The 14,914-nt window shown below is 71.1% G+C and carries 12 protein-coding genes; 7 read left to right on the top strand and 5 right to left on the bottom strand.

Features of this window, described 5'->3' with window-relative positions; translation table 11 throughout:
- Positions 1-79: 79 nt before the first annotated feature.
- On the top strand, positions 80-1,105 hold the full coding sequence (locus ACW5EG_RS01860; protein WP_457020695.1) for a sugar kinase: 1,026 nt from the start codon (positions 80-82) through the stop codon (positions 1,103-1,105).
- A 297-nt stretch (positions 1,106-1,402) separates the two neighbouring features.
- Here the strand turns inward: ACW5EG_RS01860 and sppA are convergent, their stop codons facing one another.
- Together sppA and ACW5EG_RS01850 are read right to left on the bottom strand one after the other, a co-directional pair.
- On the bottom strand, positions 1,403-3,289 hold the full coding sequence (gene sppA / locus ACW5EG_RS01855) for a signal peptide peptidase SppA (RefSeq protein WP_457017004.1): 1,887 nt from the start codon (positions 3,287-3,289) through the stop codon (positions 1,403-1,405).
- 55 nt (positions 3,290-3,344) lie between these two features.
- Positions 3,345-4,727, bottom strand: coding sequence for an MATE family efflux transporter (locus ACW5EG_RS01850; protein ID WP_457020694.1), 1,383 nt, complete (start codon positions 4,725-4,727; stop codon positions 3,345-3,347).
- A gap of 261 nt (positions 4,728-4,988) precedes the next feature.
- Between ACW5EG_RS01850 and ACW5EG_RS01845 the strand changes: the two genes are divergently transcribed.
- Positions 4,989-6,200: a DUF3667 domain-containing protein gene (locus tag ACW5EG_RS01845; protein ID WP_457020692.1), complete on the top strand. Its 1,212-nt coding sequence runs from the start codon at positions 4,989-4,991 to the stop codon at positions 6,198-6,200.
- A 13-nt stretch (positions 6,201-6,213) separates the two neighbouring features.
- Entirely contained in the window at positions 6,214-6,522 is a 309-nt protein-coding gene (locus ACW5EG_RS01840) for a DUF4286 family protein (protein WP_457020691.1), read from the top strand.
- 51 nt (positions 6,523-6,573) lie between these two features.
- Here ACW5EG_RS01840 and ACW5EG_RS01835 read toward each other — a convergent pair whose 3' ends face one another.
- Both ACW5EG_RS01835 and ACW5EG_RS01830 read right to left on the bottom strand, forming a co-directional pair.
- Positions 6,574-7,161, bottom strand: coding sequence for a DUF3106 domain-containing protein (locus tag ACW5EG_RS01835; RefSeq protein ID WP_457016998.1), 588 nt, complete (start codon positions 7,159-7,161; stop codon positions 6,574-6,576).
- Complete coding sequence (locus ACW5EG_RS01830; RefSeq protein WP_457016997.1) at positions 7,148-8,077, bottom strand: hypothetical protein; 930 nt, start codon at positions 8,075-8,077, stop codon at positions 7,148-7,150. Before ACW5EG_RS01830 ends, ACW5EG_RS01835 begins: the two co-directional genes overlap by 14 nt.
- Positions 8,078-8,543: 466 nt before the next feature.
- Between ACW5EG_RS01830 and ACW5EG_RS01825 the strand changes: the two genes are divergently transcribed.
- Positions 8,544-10,802, top strand: a complete 2,259-nt coding sequence (locus ACW5EG_RS01825; RefSeq protein ID WP_457016995.1) for a primosomal protein N' — start codon at positions 8,544-8,546, stop codon at positions 10,800-10,802.
- Here the strand turns inward: ACW5EG_RS01825 and ACW5EG_RS01820 are convergent.
- Positions 10,796-11,587 (bottom strand): NYN domain-containing protein, encoded by a 792-nt coding sequence (locus ACW5EG_RS01820; protein ID WP_457016993.1) that lies wholly within the window; start codon positions 11,585-11,587, stop codon positions 10,796-10,798. The two genes, ACW5EG_RS01825 and ACW5EG_RS01820, sit on opposite strands and share 7 nt — an antisense overlap.
- Before the next feature lie 137 nt (positions 11,588-11,724).
- On the opposite strand from ACW5EG_RS01820, the gene tal reads away from it, so the two are divergent.
- From tal to zupT, 3 genes are all read left to right on the top strand, one after another.
- On the top strand, positions 11,725-12,672 hold the full coding sequence (gene tal, locus ACW5EG_RS01815; protein ID WP_457016991.1) for a transaldolase: 948 nt from the start codon (positions 11,725-11,727) through the stop codon (positions 12,670-12,672).
- 22 nt (positions 12,673-12,694) lie between these two features.
- Entirely contained in the window at positions 12,695-13,963 is a 1,269-nt protein-coding gene (locus ACW5EG_RS01810) for an NAD(P)/FAD-dependent oxidoreductase (protein WP_457020690.1), read from the top strand.
- 80 nt (positions 13,964-14,043) lie between these two features.
- Positions 14,044-14,853, top strand: coding sequence for a zinc transporter ZupT (gene zupT, locus ACW5EG_RS01805; protein WP_457020689.1), 810 nt, complete (start codon positions 14,044-14,046; stop codon positions 14,851-14,853).
- The last annotated feature ends 61 nt before the right edge of the window (positions 14,854-14,914 follow it).

Raw genomic sequence — 14,914 nt, 5'->3', positions numbered from 1 at the left:
CCCGGCAAGCATGCTGCGGTGCAAAAAATCGCTCCGGGCCGGCGTGTCCCAAGATGCAGAATTCCTGACAGGAGGCCCCATGGGCGGTCGTATCGCGTGTTTCGGTGAACTGTTGCTGCGCCTGGCGGCGCCCGGGCGGGAGCTGCTGCTGCAGTCGCCCCGGCTCGAGGTGCGGATTGGCGGCGCGGAGGCCAACGTCGGGGTCTCGCTGGCCCGCTTCGGCCACGAAGTCGCCATGCTGGGCACTGTCGCCGACAACGCGCTGGGGCAGGCGGCGCTGGGGGACCTGCGCCGCCACGGCGTCGACACCCGCGCCGTGCGCCTGGCGGAAGGGCGCATGGGGCTGTACTTCCTGGCGACCGGCGCCGGGCACCGGCCCAGCGAGGTGCTGTACGACCGCGCCGGCTCGGCGTTTGCGCTGGCCCCGGCTGGCGACTACGACTGGCCTGCGCTGCTGCGCGGCGCCGGCTGGCTGCACGTGTCGGGCGTGACCCCGGCACTGGGCGCCGCGACTGCGACCGCCGCCACCGCAGCAGTGCGCGCCGCGGTGGACCTGGGCGTACGCGTGTCGTTCGACGGCAACTTCCGCCCCAAGCTGTGGGCCGCCTGGGATGGCGAGCCGGCGCGCATCCTGCGCCCGCTGCTGGAGGCGGCGGACATCGCCTTTGCCGATCATCGCGACATCGACGTGGTGCTGGGCGCGCAGGACGGCGACGGCGAGGTCCCGCACGCGCAGCGCTTCGCGCGTGCCGCAAGCCGTGCCTTCGAGGCGTTCCCGCGCCTGCAGCGGTTGGCGTGCACCACCCGTGCCCAGGCCAGCGTCGAACAGCACGCGCTGGGTGCGCTGATGGCCACGCGCGACGGCGCGCTGCACCAGGTCGAGCCGCGCGAGCTGCACGGCATCGTCGACCGCATCGGCGGTGGCGACGCATTCGCCGCCGGCGTGCTGCATGGCCTGGCGTCGGGCTGGGACGACCTGGACAGCCTGCGCTTCGGCCATGCCGCCGGCTGCCTGAAGCATGCGGTACCAGGCGATTTCAACCTCGTCGATGCGGAGGACGTGATGGCGCTGGTGCGCGGCGAGCGCCTGGACGTGAAGCGCTGAGGATGCCGCAATGGCGGGCGCGATGCGGCGCCCGCAGAGATCCCCAGCGGTCGGACAGCAACGCCGGCATGCCGGCTGCGCACTGTCATGCCGGGAGCACCGGGGGATCTGCGTTCGGGCGCCCCGGAGATTTCTCCCTGCGGTCGAAATGACAATCCGCCGCGTCAGACATCAATCCCGATGTCATCTCGAGCGCAGCGACGGATCTCCAAGAGGCTTGACCGCCCACTCATGGAGGCATGACACCTGGCGCAATCGCCAGCCCTGCGGAAAGGCAATCGCGATGCGCCGTTGCCGTCAGATCCCGCAGAAGCAGTGCGCCAGCACCGAGACCGGCGCGCCGTCGCGGGTCTGCAGCACCTGCTCCAGCACGCGCAGGTCGCGCTCGGCCTGCGGCACGGCGCGCGACAGCAGCGTCTGCGCGAACTCCGAATCCTTGAGCCAGGCCTGGCCGATGCGACCCTGCACAAAGCCGGTGAACCACTTCTCGAACGGCGTCGCCGCGCGCTCGACATAGCGCACGCGCCATGTCCCGGTTTCACCCAGCTTCGCGCGCGCGGCGGCGTCGGCCACCGCCGCCTGGATGCCGCCGAACTCATCTACCAGCCCACGCTCGCGCGCCTGGTCGCCGGTCCAGACACGGCCACGCGCGACCTCGTCGATCTGCTCGGGCGTACGCTTGCGACCCTGCGCCGCGCGGGTGATGAAATCGCGGTAGCCCTTGTCGATGTAGGACTGGATCACCTGCCCCACTTCGGGCGACAGCGGCCGGCTCAGGTCGAAAGCGCCCGCCATGCGCGTGGTCGCCACGCCATCGGTGTGCACGCCGATCTTCTCCAGCGCGCGCGGAAAGGTGGGCACCAGGCCGAAGATGCCGATCGAACCGGTGATCGTCGACGGGTCGGCATAGATCCGCTCGGCGTCCATGCTGATCCAGTAGCCGCCGGACGCGGCGACATCACCGAACGACACCACCACCGGCTTGTCCGCCGCCTTCAGGCCGAGGATCTCGCGGCGGATCACTTCCGAGGCGTAGGCCGAACCGCCCGGCGAGTTCACCCGCAGCACCACCGCCTTGACGTCGTCGTCGTCGCGCGCCTCGCGCAGCAGCTCCGCAGTCGACTCGCCGCCGATCCTGCCCGGCGGCTGGCGGCCGTCGACGATCTCGCCCTCGGCCACCACCACCGCCACCTGCGGCCGCGAATCGGCCGGACGCGGCGGGCCCTCGGCGTGGCGCAGGTAGTCGAGGAAACCGGCCTGGCGGAAACCGCCGTCGGCATCCTCGTCGACCTCGCCGCGCTCGGCCAGCAGGTTCTCGACCTGCTCCTGCGTCTTCAGCCCGTCGACCAGCTTCTGCTGCAGCGCGTACTGCGCGGTGTCGCCATTGGCCGCGGCGATGCCCTCGGGCAGGGTGTCGATGCTGGCCGCGAGCGTCGCGGCGGTGGTGCCGCGCAGGCGCGCGACATCGGCCAGGTAGCGCTGCCAGACGTCGCCGCGCCAGAACAGGTCCGCTTCCTTGGCCTCGGGCGAGGCGTCGTCGCGGATGAAGGGTTCGGCAGCCGACTTGTACTCGCCCACCTTGAACAGGTGCATGTCGATGCCGAGCTTGTCCTGCAGCCCTTCGCGATAGAACTGGCGGTAGCCGCTCAGGCCCAGCAGCAGCACCTCGCCCTGTGGATCGAGATAGACCTCGTCGGCATGCGCGGCCAGCAGGTATTGCCCCTGGCTGAAGCGCTCGCCGAAGGCGATGACCTGCTTGCCCGAGTCGCGCAGGGCCTGGATCGCGGCGCCGACCTCGCGGATCGCGGCAAACCCCGAGAAGCCCATGCGGTCCACGCGCAGCAGCACGCGCTCGATGTTGTCGTCGGTGCGCGCGGCCTCCAGCACCTTGAGCACGTCGCGCAACTGCACTTCCCCCGGCCCCTGGCCGAAGCTGGCCTGCAGCGAGCGGCTCATCGCATCGGTGGTGTACTGCTCCACCAGCTGCGCCTCGGGCGCGAAGACCAGGGTGGTGCGCTTGTCCAGCGGCGCCACGCCCCTGCCACTGCCGACGATGGCCACCAGCACCAGCAGCAGCAGGAAGAAGAACAGCAGGTTGAGGATCAGCCGGCGGACGAAGTTCATCCCGTCCCAGACGCCGACGATGGCGCGCGCGACGGGGCCGCGCGAAGAGGCTTGACTCATTTGGGCAGATGCTCGCTGTTGCGGATGCTCAGGGTACCCGGCGAGTGCCGGGTTTTCATGCGTCTTTGGTCACCAGGCCGGTTGGCAGGGCGGCGGGCCTGCTGCTGCGCATGAAGCGCCATGCCATCAGCACCGAGGCGACCAGCAGGCCGGCGATCAGGCCCAGCCACATGCCTTTCGGCCCCCAGCCCAGCCCGAGGCCCAGCCCGGCTCCCAGCGGCATGCCCACGCCCCAGTACGCGATGGCGGCGATGAACATCGGCACGCGCGTGTCCTTGAGCCCGCGCAGGGCGCCGGCCGACAGCACCTGCACGCCGTCGGGAAACTGGAAAGCGGCGGCGTACAGCAGCAGCGTCCCGGCCAGCGACGCCACCGCCAGGTCGCGCGTGTAGATCGCGGCGATCGCATCGTGCCAGCCCAGCAGCACCGTTGCAGACGCCGCCTGGGTGGCCAGCACCAGCACGATGCCGGCGTAGGCCGCGCGCCGCACGCCCGCCGACCCGCGGCCTGCGCCCACCGCGTGGCCCACGCGCACCGTGGTCGCTTCGGCCAGGCCGAAGGGAATCATGAAACACAGCGAGGCGACGTTGATCGCGATCTGGTGCGCGGCAACCTCGAGCTCACCAAGGCGCCCGATCAGCAGCGCGGTGGCGACGAACAGGCCGCCCTCCATCGCCACGGTCACGCCGATCGGCAGGCCGGTGCGCAGCAGACCGGAGATCTCGCGCCAGCGCGGCGGGTCGAAGCGCTCGAACAGCCGCAGCGCCTCGAACCTGCGCGCCCGCGCCAGGTAGACCAGGAAGCCGGCCACCTGCAGCCACATCATCGTCGCCGAGGCCAGGCCCAGGCCGCCCGCGCCCATCTCCGCGAAGCCGAACGCGCCGAAGGCCATCGCATAGCCCAGCGGCAGCAGCACCAGCAGCCCGCCGAAGCCGAAGACCATGGTCGGCAACGTCCAGTGCATGCCGTCGCACAGGTAGCGCATGCAGAAGTAGAGCGTGAGCGCGGGAATGCCCCAGCGGATGCCGTGCAGGAAGGCGGTCGCCGTGGGCCGAACCTCGGCCGCGATGCCCATCGGCTCAAGCGCATGCACCGACAGGCTGAGGCAGGCGAACAGCAGCAGCCCCAGCATCAGCGACAGCCACAGCGCCTGCCGGAACAGCGGCCCGACCTCCGCCTGGCGGCCGGCGCCATCGAGCTGCGACACCGACGGCGGCAGCGCCATCAGCGTGCCCATGGGCACCAGCATCGGCAGCCAGAACAGCGCCGTCCCGACCGCCACGCCGGCCAGCGTATTGGTGCCGTGGCGGCCGGCAATGACGTTGTCGACGAAGCCGATCAGGCCGGTGGCCAGATGGCCCGCGACCAGCGGCGCGGCAAGCACGGCGGTGGTGCGCACTTCACCGCGGAAGCGCGCCGGCGGGGCGGGCGGAGGCATGGGGGTCTGGGAGGGCGCGACTGCGGCCGGCAGCGATCCACTATCGCTGCGCTGGCGCCGGGTCGGCGGCGGCCGGTATCTTACCCGCCGATGCCAGTGGCCGCCATTCATGGCGACCGCATGGTGCCGGCCCCGCCGTCCCGGGCGGCAGGCGCGGGGTCCCGGGGCGCCGGCACGAGCTGGCGCGACGGATTTCCCACCTGCCGCGCGGGTTTCGGAAGGACGCGTTCGACACGCCGAAGCACGGGAGCCACGACGCCGATGAGTACATCGCACGAGCAGCCGGCGGCGATCGCCGTACCCGACGCCGCCCAGTCCGATTGCGCCAACTGCGGCGCCGCGCTGCTGGGCGAACACTGCCATGCATGCGGGCAGCCGGTGAAGGGCCTGGTGCGCCACTTCTCGAGCCTGGTGGGGGACGTGCTCGACAGCGTGTTCGACTGGGACTCGCGCACACCGCGCACGCTGGGGCCGCTGCTCGCGCGTCCGGGCCATCTCACCCTGGAATACTTCGCCGGGCGCCGCATCCGCTACGTCAGCCCGTTCCGCCTGTTCTTCTTCCTCGCGGTGCTGACCTTCTTCATCGGCAAGCTCACCCTCAGCTTCGGCAACGAGAACCCGGTGCAGCTGGGCGGTGACAACGGCATCGAGACCGCGCTCGACATCGCCCAGGTCGAACAGGCGCGCGACCGGGCGCTGTCCAGGATCGCCACCTCGCGCGCCGAACTCGAAGCCGGGGCCGATGCAGCCGAAGCCGGCGACGGCGTCGGCGCTCGCGTGGGCCAGCGCACGGCCGCGGCCGCCATGACCGCCAGCGAAGCGGCGATCCGCGCCCAGGCGGAGGAGCGCATCGCCGCCTTCCGCCATGCCGAGCAGACCAATGGTCCGCCGCCGGTGCCGCGCCTGAACCGGCTGCAGTTCAGCGGCAGCGAGCCCTGGGATGCGGAGACCAACCCGGTCCACATCGCCTCCCTGCCCGGCTTCGCCAACGACTGGATCAACCAGCAGATCGGGCGCCTGCAGAAGAACATCCCGCGCCTGCAGGAGGATCCGGACCTGTTCAAGGACGCCGTGCTCGGCGCGATTCCCTCGACCCTGTTCGTGCTGCTGCCGCTGTTCGCGCTGATGCTCAAGATCGCCTACGTGTTCAGGCGGCGCCTGTACATGGAGCACCTGATTGTGGCGCTGCACAGCCATGCCTTCGTGTGCCTGGCGCTGCTGCTGATGTTCCTGGCGATGGGCCTGGAGCACTGGTTGGCGCCACGCAACGTCGGGCTGCAGATCGCGTTCGACCTGGTCGAGGCCGCCATCTGGATCTGGATGCCGGTGTACCTGCTGTTGATGCAAAAACGCGTGTACGCGCAGGGCTGGCCGATGACCCTGCTCAAGTTTGGCGCGATCGGCCTGTGCTATTCGGTGTTGCTGAGTTTTGGCGCAGTATTCACCACGATCACCAGCCTGGTCTGGATGTAGGCAGGAGGACGCGATGCTGCTCTACGAAGTGAGCCTGCGGGTCGAACGCGGGAGCGCCGAGGCGCTCCTGGCCTGGCTGCCCGGCCACTTGCAGCGCATCCTGGCGCTGCCGGGGTTCGAGGCAGCCGATGCATTCGAGGTGGTGGAACAGCCGCCCGATGCCGGTCATCTGCTGCTGTGCATGCACTACCGCCTGCGCGATGGCGCCGCGCTGGACGCCTACCTTCGCGACCACGCCGCGAGGATGCGCGCCGAAAGCGCGGAACTGTTCGGCGACCGCGTGCGCGCGTCGCGGAGGATCCTGCGGCCGTTGAGCGGCTGAAGCCGCACCGCGCAGCGCGGGGGACACGCCGTCCTGCCGTGCGTCGCCCCGTCAGGGGTCGACGCGACGTCGCAGCCACTGCGCACGCTGCGCCTGCGGCTGCGCCAGCAATTCCGCCCTCAATGCCTCCCTCTCCTGCGGCGGCGTGCGCTGGGCCAGCACCGCAAGGTCGTCGCGCGCCTGCGCCGGCAGTGCATGCAGTGCCTGCAGCAGCGCATCGCGGCCCTCCGGCGGCACCTGCGCGAACAGCGCGTGCAGCCGCGACCAGTCCGCGCCAAGCACCGGGCCCAGCAGCCAGCCGCGGGCGATGCCCGCATCCAGCGCGTCGAAGCGCGCACGCAACGCCTGCTGCTCGGCGACCGGCAGCGCCAGCCAGGCCTCGCGGGCGGCGCGCATGCGCTGGCGTTCGCCGTCGGGCAGGACGCGCCAGGCCAGCCACGCCTCGCGACGCTCGCGACGCATCGGCTCGGGAAGCGCCTCCCAGGCCTCGACGCGCCGCTGCAGCGCCTGCCGCTGCTCGGTCGTGAGCGCGGCCAGCCGCGCCGCGGCATCTCCAGCGGGCTGCGCGCCCGCACTGGCCGCGGCCAGCAGCAGCGCCAGCGCGGCGGCCGCCGACCGGCGTGGCCTACTGCGGCGCATCCACCTGCTCCTGCGATGCGGCATCGGCATCGACCGCGGTGGTTTCGGGCGGTGCCAGGGTGGCACCTTCCTGCGACAACGCGTCCACCAGCCAGGCGTCGAATGCCGGATCGGCATCGTCGGCGAAGGCGCCGCTCACCTGCGCGACAAGCAGGTCGAGGTCGCGATGGCTGGCCAGCGCACTGGCCGGGTCGAAGCGCGCGGCCGGCGCCGCCGCTGGCGGCAGGGTTTCAATACGGATGCGCGCATCGCCGTCTGGCTCCGCACCGGCAATCCACGGACCCCACCAGGTAGCTGCCAGCGCGCCGGCGGTCAACGCCACGACCGCCACGGTCGCCGGCCAGAGCCAGCCCGGCCGGCCGGGCTGGGGCGGCGTGATCGCGCGCACCGGTCGGGGACGCACCCCGTCGCGCAGCATCGCGATCGTCTCCAGCCGCTCCGCCGGCACCGCACGCACCGCCAGTTGCGCTGCCTGCGACAGCTCACGCCAGGCACCGGGATCGGCGCTGCCGTCCTGGCCACGGGGCAGCGCACGCTGCAGCGCAAGCCGGTAGGTGGGGCCAGCGATGCCGAGCACCGCCGCCGCCTCGGATTCGGCCAGGCCGGCCACCACCCGCAGCAGCAGGGCGGCGCGCGGGCCGCTTCCCAGGCTCGCCACCACGACCGGCACGTCGCCGGCTGCGGGCGTGGTGCCACGCAGTTGCGGCGCAGCCAGCAGCATCGCCCAGAACCGGCGCGGCCACTCGGCGAAGGGCATCGCCTGCGCGCCCCCCGCAAAGGCACGCAGGGTGGCGGCAAGGGCGGCATCGCCGGCGGCGGCGTCCCCGCCCTGCCATTGCGCGAACACCACGCCGCGACGTTCGACGCCGCGCAGGAAAGCGGTCAGGGCGGCACGCGCCGCGACGGGATCATTCAAGGACGGAAGACCGGTTTCCGGGCCCGGGGGCGGCCCGATGCGCGCCATCATACGGCGCCGCGCCGCGCCGGCCCTGGACTTGACGGCAGTCTCATTCGCTGATCCCGCTCAGGTTGCGGCGCAACACGTTGTGCACATGCGTCGCCAAAATGTCACATCGGCCATGCCGTGAAGCGCCTTGGTCCATGTGAAGGCTTTGTTTCACGGACAAACCATTGTTTTTCATGGTGAATATTGGACTGGCGATTTTTTGGCCAAGGCAGCTCTTCACGTAGATGGCGCGGCCAAAACGAGCCTGCAAAGGGCTTCGTGCACAGACTTATCCACACAAATTGTGGATAAGGGAAAATCCCTTCCCTGCCATCGACTTGCACGATGTACGTCCACCCGGGGACAACTTGGGCCCGCAAGTCGGGGCTTGTATCCCGCGCCGCGGGAAGGCGCACGCAGTCGCTAGACTTCGGCGGTGCCCGACGCCCTCACGCCCGTGTTCCAGGTCGCCCTGCCGCTGCCGCCGCTGCGGCTGTTCGACTATGCCGCCCCCCCAGGCCACGCCCCCGCCGCGCACGACATCGGCCGCCGCGTGCGCGTGCCTTTCGGTCCGCGCGAACTGGTCGGCGTGATCGCCGGCGTCGGAGTGGCCGCGCCGGCGCCGGAAGGTCGCCTGCGCCCGGTGCATGGCCTGCTCGACGAGGCCCCGCTGCTGCACGGCGAACTGCTCGAATCGCTGCACTGGCTCAGCCGCTACACCCACGCCCCGTTGGGCGAGATCCTGGCCACCGCCCTGCCGGCGTCGCTGCGCCGCGGCGAGCCGCTGCCCGACACCCACGCCTGGGCCTGGCGCCTGACCGAGTCCGGCCTCACCGCCCTGCCCGGCCTGCGCGCAGGCAGCCGGCCGAGGCGGCTGGCCGAACTGTTGCGCGAGAGCGCCCGCGGCGAAGACGCGCTGGCCGATTCGATCGACGAGTGGCGCAGCGCGGCCCGTGCGCTCGCCCGGCGCGGCCATGCCGAGCGCGTCGCCGTGCCCGCCTCCCAGCTCGCACCCGCTCCACAGCCGGGTCCGACCCCCAATGACGAGCAGCGCACGGCGATCGATGCGCTGCACGACGCGTCCGGCTTCGCTCCGATGCTGCTCGACGGCGTCACCGGCAGCGGCAAGACCGAGGTCTACCTGCACGCCATCGCCGACTGTCTTGCGCGGGGCCGCCAGGCGCTGGTGCTGGTGCCGGAGATCGGGCTGACCCCGCAGCTGCTGGGGCGCTTCCGCGCCCGCCTGGGCGTGCCCGTGCACGCCACTCACTCGGGCCTCAACGACGGCGAGCGCGCACGCACCTGGGCCGCCGCCTGGCGCGGCGAGGCGCGGGTGATCGTCGGCACCCGCTCGGCCGTATTCACGCCGCTGCCCGACGCCGGCCTGATCGTGATCGACGAGGAGCACGACGGCAGCTACAAGCAGCAGGACGGGATCCGATACCACGCCCGCGACTTCGCCCTGGTGCGCGGCAAGGCGCTGGGCGTGCCGGTGCTGCTGGGCAGCGCCACCCCCTCGCTGGAGACGCTGCACAACGCCGGCGCCGGCCGCTACGGCTACCTGCGCCTGTCGCGGCGTGCGGGCGACGCACAGCCGCCGGCGGTACGCGTGGTCGACGTGCGCAAGCGCGCGCTCGAGGCCGGCCTGTCGACGCAGATGCTCGACGCGATCCGTGCCGCGCTGGACGGCGGCGGGCAGGTGCTGGTGTTCCGCAACCGTCGCGGCTACGCGCCGGTGCTGCTGTGCCACGACTGCGGCTGGAGCGCGCAGTGCCCGCGCTGCGGCACCGCCGACCAGGGCCGGCCGATGACCGTGCACGCGCATGGCCGGCGCCTGCAGTGCCACCACTGCGGCCACCGCAGGCCGTCGCCACCTGCCTGCCCGGACTGCGCCAGCCTGGGGCTGCAGCCGCAGGGCGCGGGCACCGAGCGCATCGAGGAAGTGCTGGCGGCGAAGTTCGCCGACGTGCCTGTGCTGCGCATCGATCGCGGCAGCACCCAGCGTCGCGACGCGCTGGAGCAACTGCTGGGCGAACTCGGCGACCGCCCCGGCATCCTCATCGGCACGCAGATGCTGGCCAAGGGCCACGACCTGCCGGACCTGAGCCTGGTGTGCGTGGTCGGCGTCGACGAGGGCCTGTTCTCGGCTGACTTCCGCGCGCACGAGAAGCTGGCCCAGCTGCTGATCCAGGTGGCCGGGCGCGCCGGCCGCGCGCGCCGTGCCGGCGAGGTGCTGCTGCAGACCCACCATCCCGGCCATCCGCTGCTGGCGGTGCTGATCGCCGGCGGCTACCCGGCCTTTGCCGGCGACGAGATGGCCCAGCGCGAGGACGCCGGATTCCCGCCGTACGCGCACCTGGCGCTGCTGCGCGCCGAGTCCAAGCACGCCGAGCCGCCGCTGGCGTTCCTGCAGGCCGCGCGACGGCTGCTGGAGCCCGCATCTCCCGCGCGGGGCAGGCGCGCCGGCTCCACCGAGCCGCACGGGATTCAGGCCGAGCCGCTCTCGCTCAGCGGGCCGATGCCGGCACCCATGCCCAAGCGCGCGGGCATGCATCGCGCCCAGCTGCTGCTGGTGGCGTCGTCGCGACGCGGCCTGCATGCCGCGCTGCACGGCGCCATTCCCGCGATCCATGCGCTTCCCGAGGCGCGCAAGGTGCGCTGGTCGCTGGACGTGGACCCGATCGATCTCTACTGAGCGCCGGTCGCACCCGGAGCAGCCTTGGCCGGCGCTGCCTTGCCAGGCCGGCGGCGACGTCGCGCGTCGGCGTGTGGCCGTTCGCGCACCAGCACCTTCTGGCCTTCCCTGCGCACTTCGAACAGGTCCACCGCCTCGATCAGTGCGCTCAGGCTGCGGTAGCCGTAGTTGCGCGGATCGAACGAGCCCTGGTTGTTCAGATGGCTGCCTACCCCGCCCAGGTGTGCCCAGCCTTCGTCGTCGGCGACGGCTGCCACCGCGCCGCGCAACTGGTGCGCCAGGCCTGCGTCGCCCTTGAGTTCGCCCGAAGTCTGCGGCCGCACTTGGTCATCCGCCACGTCGCCGTCGTCGCCCAGCTTCTCCAGGTACAGGAAGGTCGAGCAGGCCTTCACGAACGGCAGCGGCGTCTGCTTCTGGCCGAAGCCGTAGACCGCGTAGCCGTCGTTGCGCAGGCGCATCACCAGCGGGGTGAAGTCGGCGTCGCTGGACACCACCGCGAACCCGTCCAGGGTGCGCGCGAACATCAGGTCCATCGCGTCGATCACCATCGCCATGTCCGAGGCGTTCTTGCCGGGCGAGTAGGCGAACTGCTGGATCGGCCGGATCGCGTACTCGTGCAGCACCTTTTCCCAGCCCGCCAGACTCTGGCTCTTCCAGTTGCCGTAGGCGCGGCGCACGTTGACCACGCCGTGGCGCGCGACCTCGTTGAGGATCGCGTCGATCTTCGATGCGGGTGCGTTGTCTGCGTCGATCAGCAGGGCGATGCGTTTTTCACTTTCGGCCATGTGCGTGTCTTCCTGCGATTGCAGGCCTCAGGGTAGCGCGGGCCCGCTGCGATCGTACGGGCTGCAACCAACACGGCAAGGCCACGGGGGATGCGCGACAATATGCGCTTCCCCGCATCGCCAGGCGCCGATCCGACATGCCGACCCAGCTCGAACAGCTCCGCTCCCTGTCCACCGTCGTCGCCGACACCGGCGACATCGAAGCCATCGCCCGCTTCAAGCCGATGGACGCGACCACCAATCCGTCGCTGCTGTTCAAGGCCGCCTCGCTGCCGGCCTACGCATCGCACCTGGAGCAGGCCGTGTCCGCCGCCAGCGGCAGCGGCGAGGCCAGGGTGGCCGACGCGGGCGACCGGCTGTCGGTCGCGATCGGCGGCGAGATCCTCAAGCTGATCCCCGGGCGCGTGTCCACCGAGGTCGACGCGCGCCTGAGCTTCGATACCGAGGCCACCGTGGCCAAGGCGCATCGCCTGGTGGAGCTGTACGACCAGGCCGGCATCGGCCGCGATCGCCTGCTGATCAAGATGGCCTCGACCTGGGAAGGCATCCGCGCCGCCGAGCGGCTCGAGCGCGAAGGCATCCACTGCAACCTGACCCTGCTGTTCTCGTTCGCCCAGGCCGTGGCCTGCGCCGAGGCCGGCGTGTTCCTGATCTCGCCCTTCGTCGGCCGCATCCTCGACTGGCACGTGGCCAACGGCATGGACAAGCCGGCCACGCCGCAGGACGACCCGGGCGTGCAGTCGGTCACCGGCATCTGGCAGTACTACAAGCAGCACGGCTACGACACGGTGGTGATGGGCGCGAGCTTCCGCAACACCGGGCAGGTGCTGGCGCTGGCCGGCTGCGACCGGCTGACGATCTCACCCGACCTGCTGGCGGCGCTGGAGGAATCCGATGCCACGGTGGAGCGCGCCCTGGTCGATGCGGGCGACCGCGGCCAACCGCCCGCAGCGCTCGACGAGGGGTCGTTCCGCTGGCAGCACAACGAGGACCCGATGGCGACCATGAAGCTGGCCGAAGGCATCCGCAACTTCGCCGCCGACCAGCGCAAGCTCGAAGCGCAGCTGGCGGCGAAGATCGGCTGACGCAGCTCCTCGGCCGCGACGCATGACCCCGACGCTGCCCCATGTGGTCATCGTCGGCGGCGGTTTTGCCGGGCTGTGGGCCGCGCGCGCACTCAAGGCCGCGCCGGTCTGCATCACCCTGGTCGATCGCGGCAACCATCACCTGTTCCAGCCGCTGCTCTACCAGGTCGCCACCGCCGGCCTGTCGGCGCCGGACATCGCCGCGCCGCTGCGCCAGATCCTGCGCCGGCAGAAGAACGTGGTCGTGCGCATGGCCACCGTGGTGGGCGTGGATGCCGATGGCAAGCGCGTCGGCCTGGCCGACGGCAGCGACATCGGTTTCGACTACCTGCTGCTCGCCAGCGGCGCCACCCATGCCTATTTCGGCAACGACCACTGGGCCGAGCACGCGCCCGGGCTGAAGACGCTCGACGACGCGCTCGACCTGCGCCGCAAGCTGCTGCTGGCCTTCGAACGCGCCGAATCGGCGACCGATCCCGCGGAGCGCGACGCCTGGTTGAGTTTCGCCATCGTCGGCGGCGGCCCGACCGGCGTCGAGCTGGCCGGCACCCTGGCCGAGATCGCACGCCACACCCTGCAGGGCGAGTTCCGCAACATCGACCCTGCGCGCGCGCGGGTGCGCCTGGTCGAAGCCGGGCCACGCGTGCTGTCGTCCTTCCCCGAAGATCTTTCGCAGCGTGCACGCGAACAGCTCGAGCGGCTCGGCGTGGAAGTGCTCACCGGCGATCCCGTGGAGGAGATCACGGCCGAGGGCTATCGCGTCGGCGGCCGGTTCGTGCCGGCCAGGACGGTGGTGTGGGCCGCCGGTGTTGCGGCCTCGCCGCTTGCCCGATGCCTCGGCGTGCCGCTGGATCGCGCCGGCAGGGTCCATGTCGAGCCCGACCTCTCCATTCCCGGTCACCCCGACATCTTCGCTGCCGGCGACCTGGCCAGCCTCGAGCGCGCCGACGGCAGGCCGGTGCCGGGCGTGGCGCCGGCCGCCAAGCAGATGGGCCGGCACGTGGCGAAGATGATCCGTGCCCGGCTGCAGCACGGGCAGTCCGTGCCGTTCCGCTATCGCGACGCCGGCAACCTCGCGACCATCGGCCGCATGGCCGCGGTCGTCGACCTGGGCGCGGTGCGCTTCTCCGGCATCCTGGCCTGGTGGTTCTGGCTGCTCGCGCACCTGTTCTTCCTGGTCGGTTTCCGCAACCGCTCGGTGGTGCTGCTCAACTGGTCGGTGGCGTACTGGACCTACCAGCGTGCGGCGCGGATCATCCTCGGCGGCGATGATCGAAGCGATACAGAGTAACGATCGACCAGGCCCATCGCGTGGCCGCCGCATCACGCGCCGCTGGGCTAGGATGGCGCGTCTCCCAGAGCAGTCCACGCATGATCGACGTCCCGATGCAGAACGTGCTGGTCGCGCTCGCGGTCACGACCGTGGCGGGCCTTGCAACCGGCTTCGGCGGCCTGCTGGTCTTCGCCTCGAAAACACCCAACGCACGCCTGCTCGCGTTCGGCCTGGCCTTTGCCGGCGGTGCGATGGTGTACGTGTCGCTCGGCGAGATCCTCGCCAAGTCGATCGTGTCGTTCACCGCACAGTTCGGCGAGAAGCTCGGATTCACCTGGGGCACGCTGTCATTCCTGGCCGGCGTGCTGCTGATCGTGACGATCGATCGCCTGATACCCAATCCGCACGAGCGGCTCGAGGTCGATGATCCCTATTTCCGCGAGCACAACCGCGATTACATCAAGCGCGTCGGCCTGCTGACCGCCATCGCGATCACCGCGCACAATTTTCCCGAAGGGTTGGCGACGTTCTTCGCCACGCTCGAGGATCCCCGCGTGGGCATGCCACTGGCCTTTGCGATCGCGATCCACAACATCCCGGAGGGCATCGCCATCGCGGTGCCGGTGTATTTCGCGACCAACAACAAGGCCTACGCCTTCTTCGCCTGCCTGCTCTCAGGGCTGGCCGAGCCGATCGGCGCGATCATCGGCTACGTGCTGTTGCGCCAGTACCTGTCGGACGCGGTGTTCGGGGCGGTGTTCGGGGTGATCGCCGGGGTCATGGTGTTCCTGGCGCTGGACGAGCTGCTGCCGGCGGCCAAGCGCTACGCCAAGGGCCACGAGACGGTGTACGGCCTGGTGACCGGCATGGGCGCGCTGGCGATCAGCCTGGTGCTGTTCAAGTGGTGAGCCGCCGGATCGGGTGCAGCAACGCCTGAGCGTCCGGCCACGTTCGGCAAGGGCGGCCAGG

The organism is Luteimonas sp. A611, from assembly GCF_054072715.1.
This window is presented reverse-complemented; position numbering and strand designations above follow the sequence as displayed.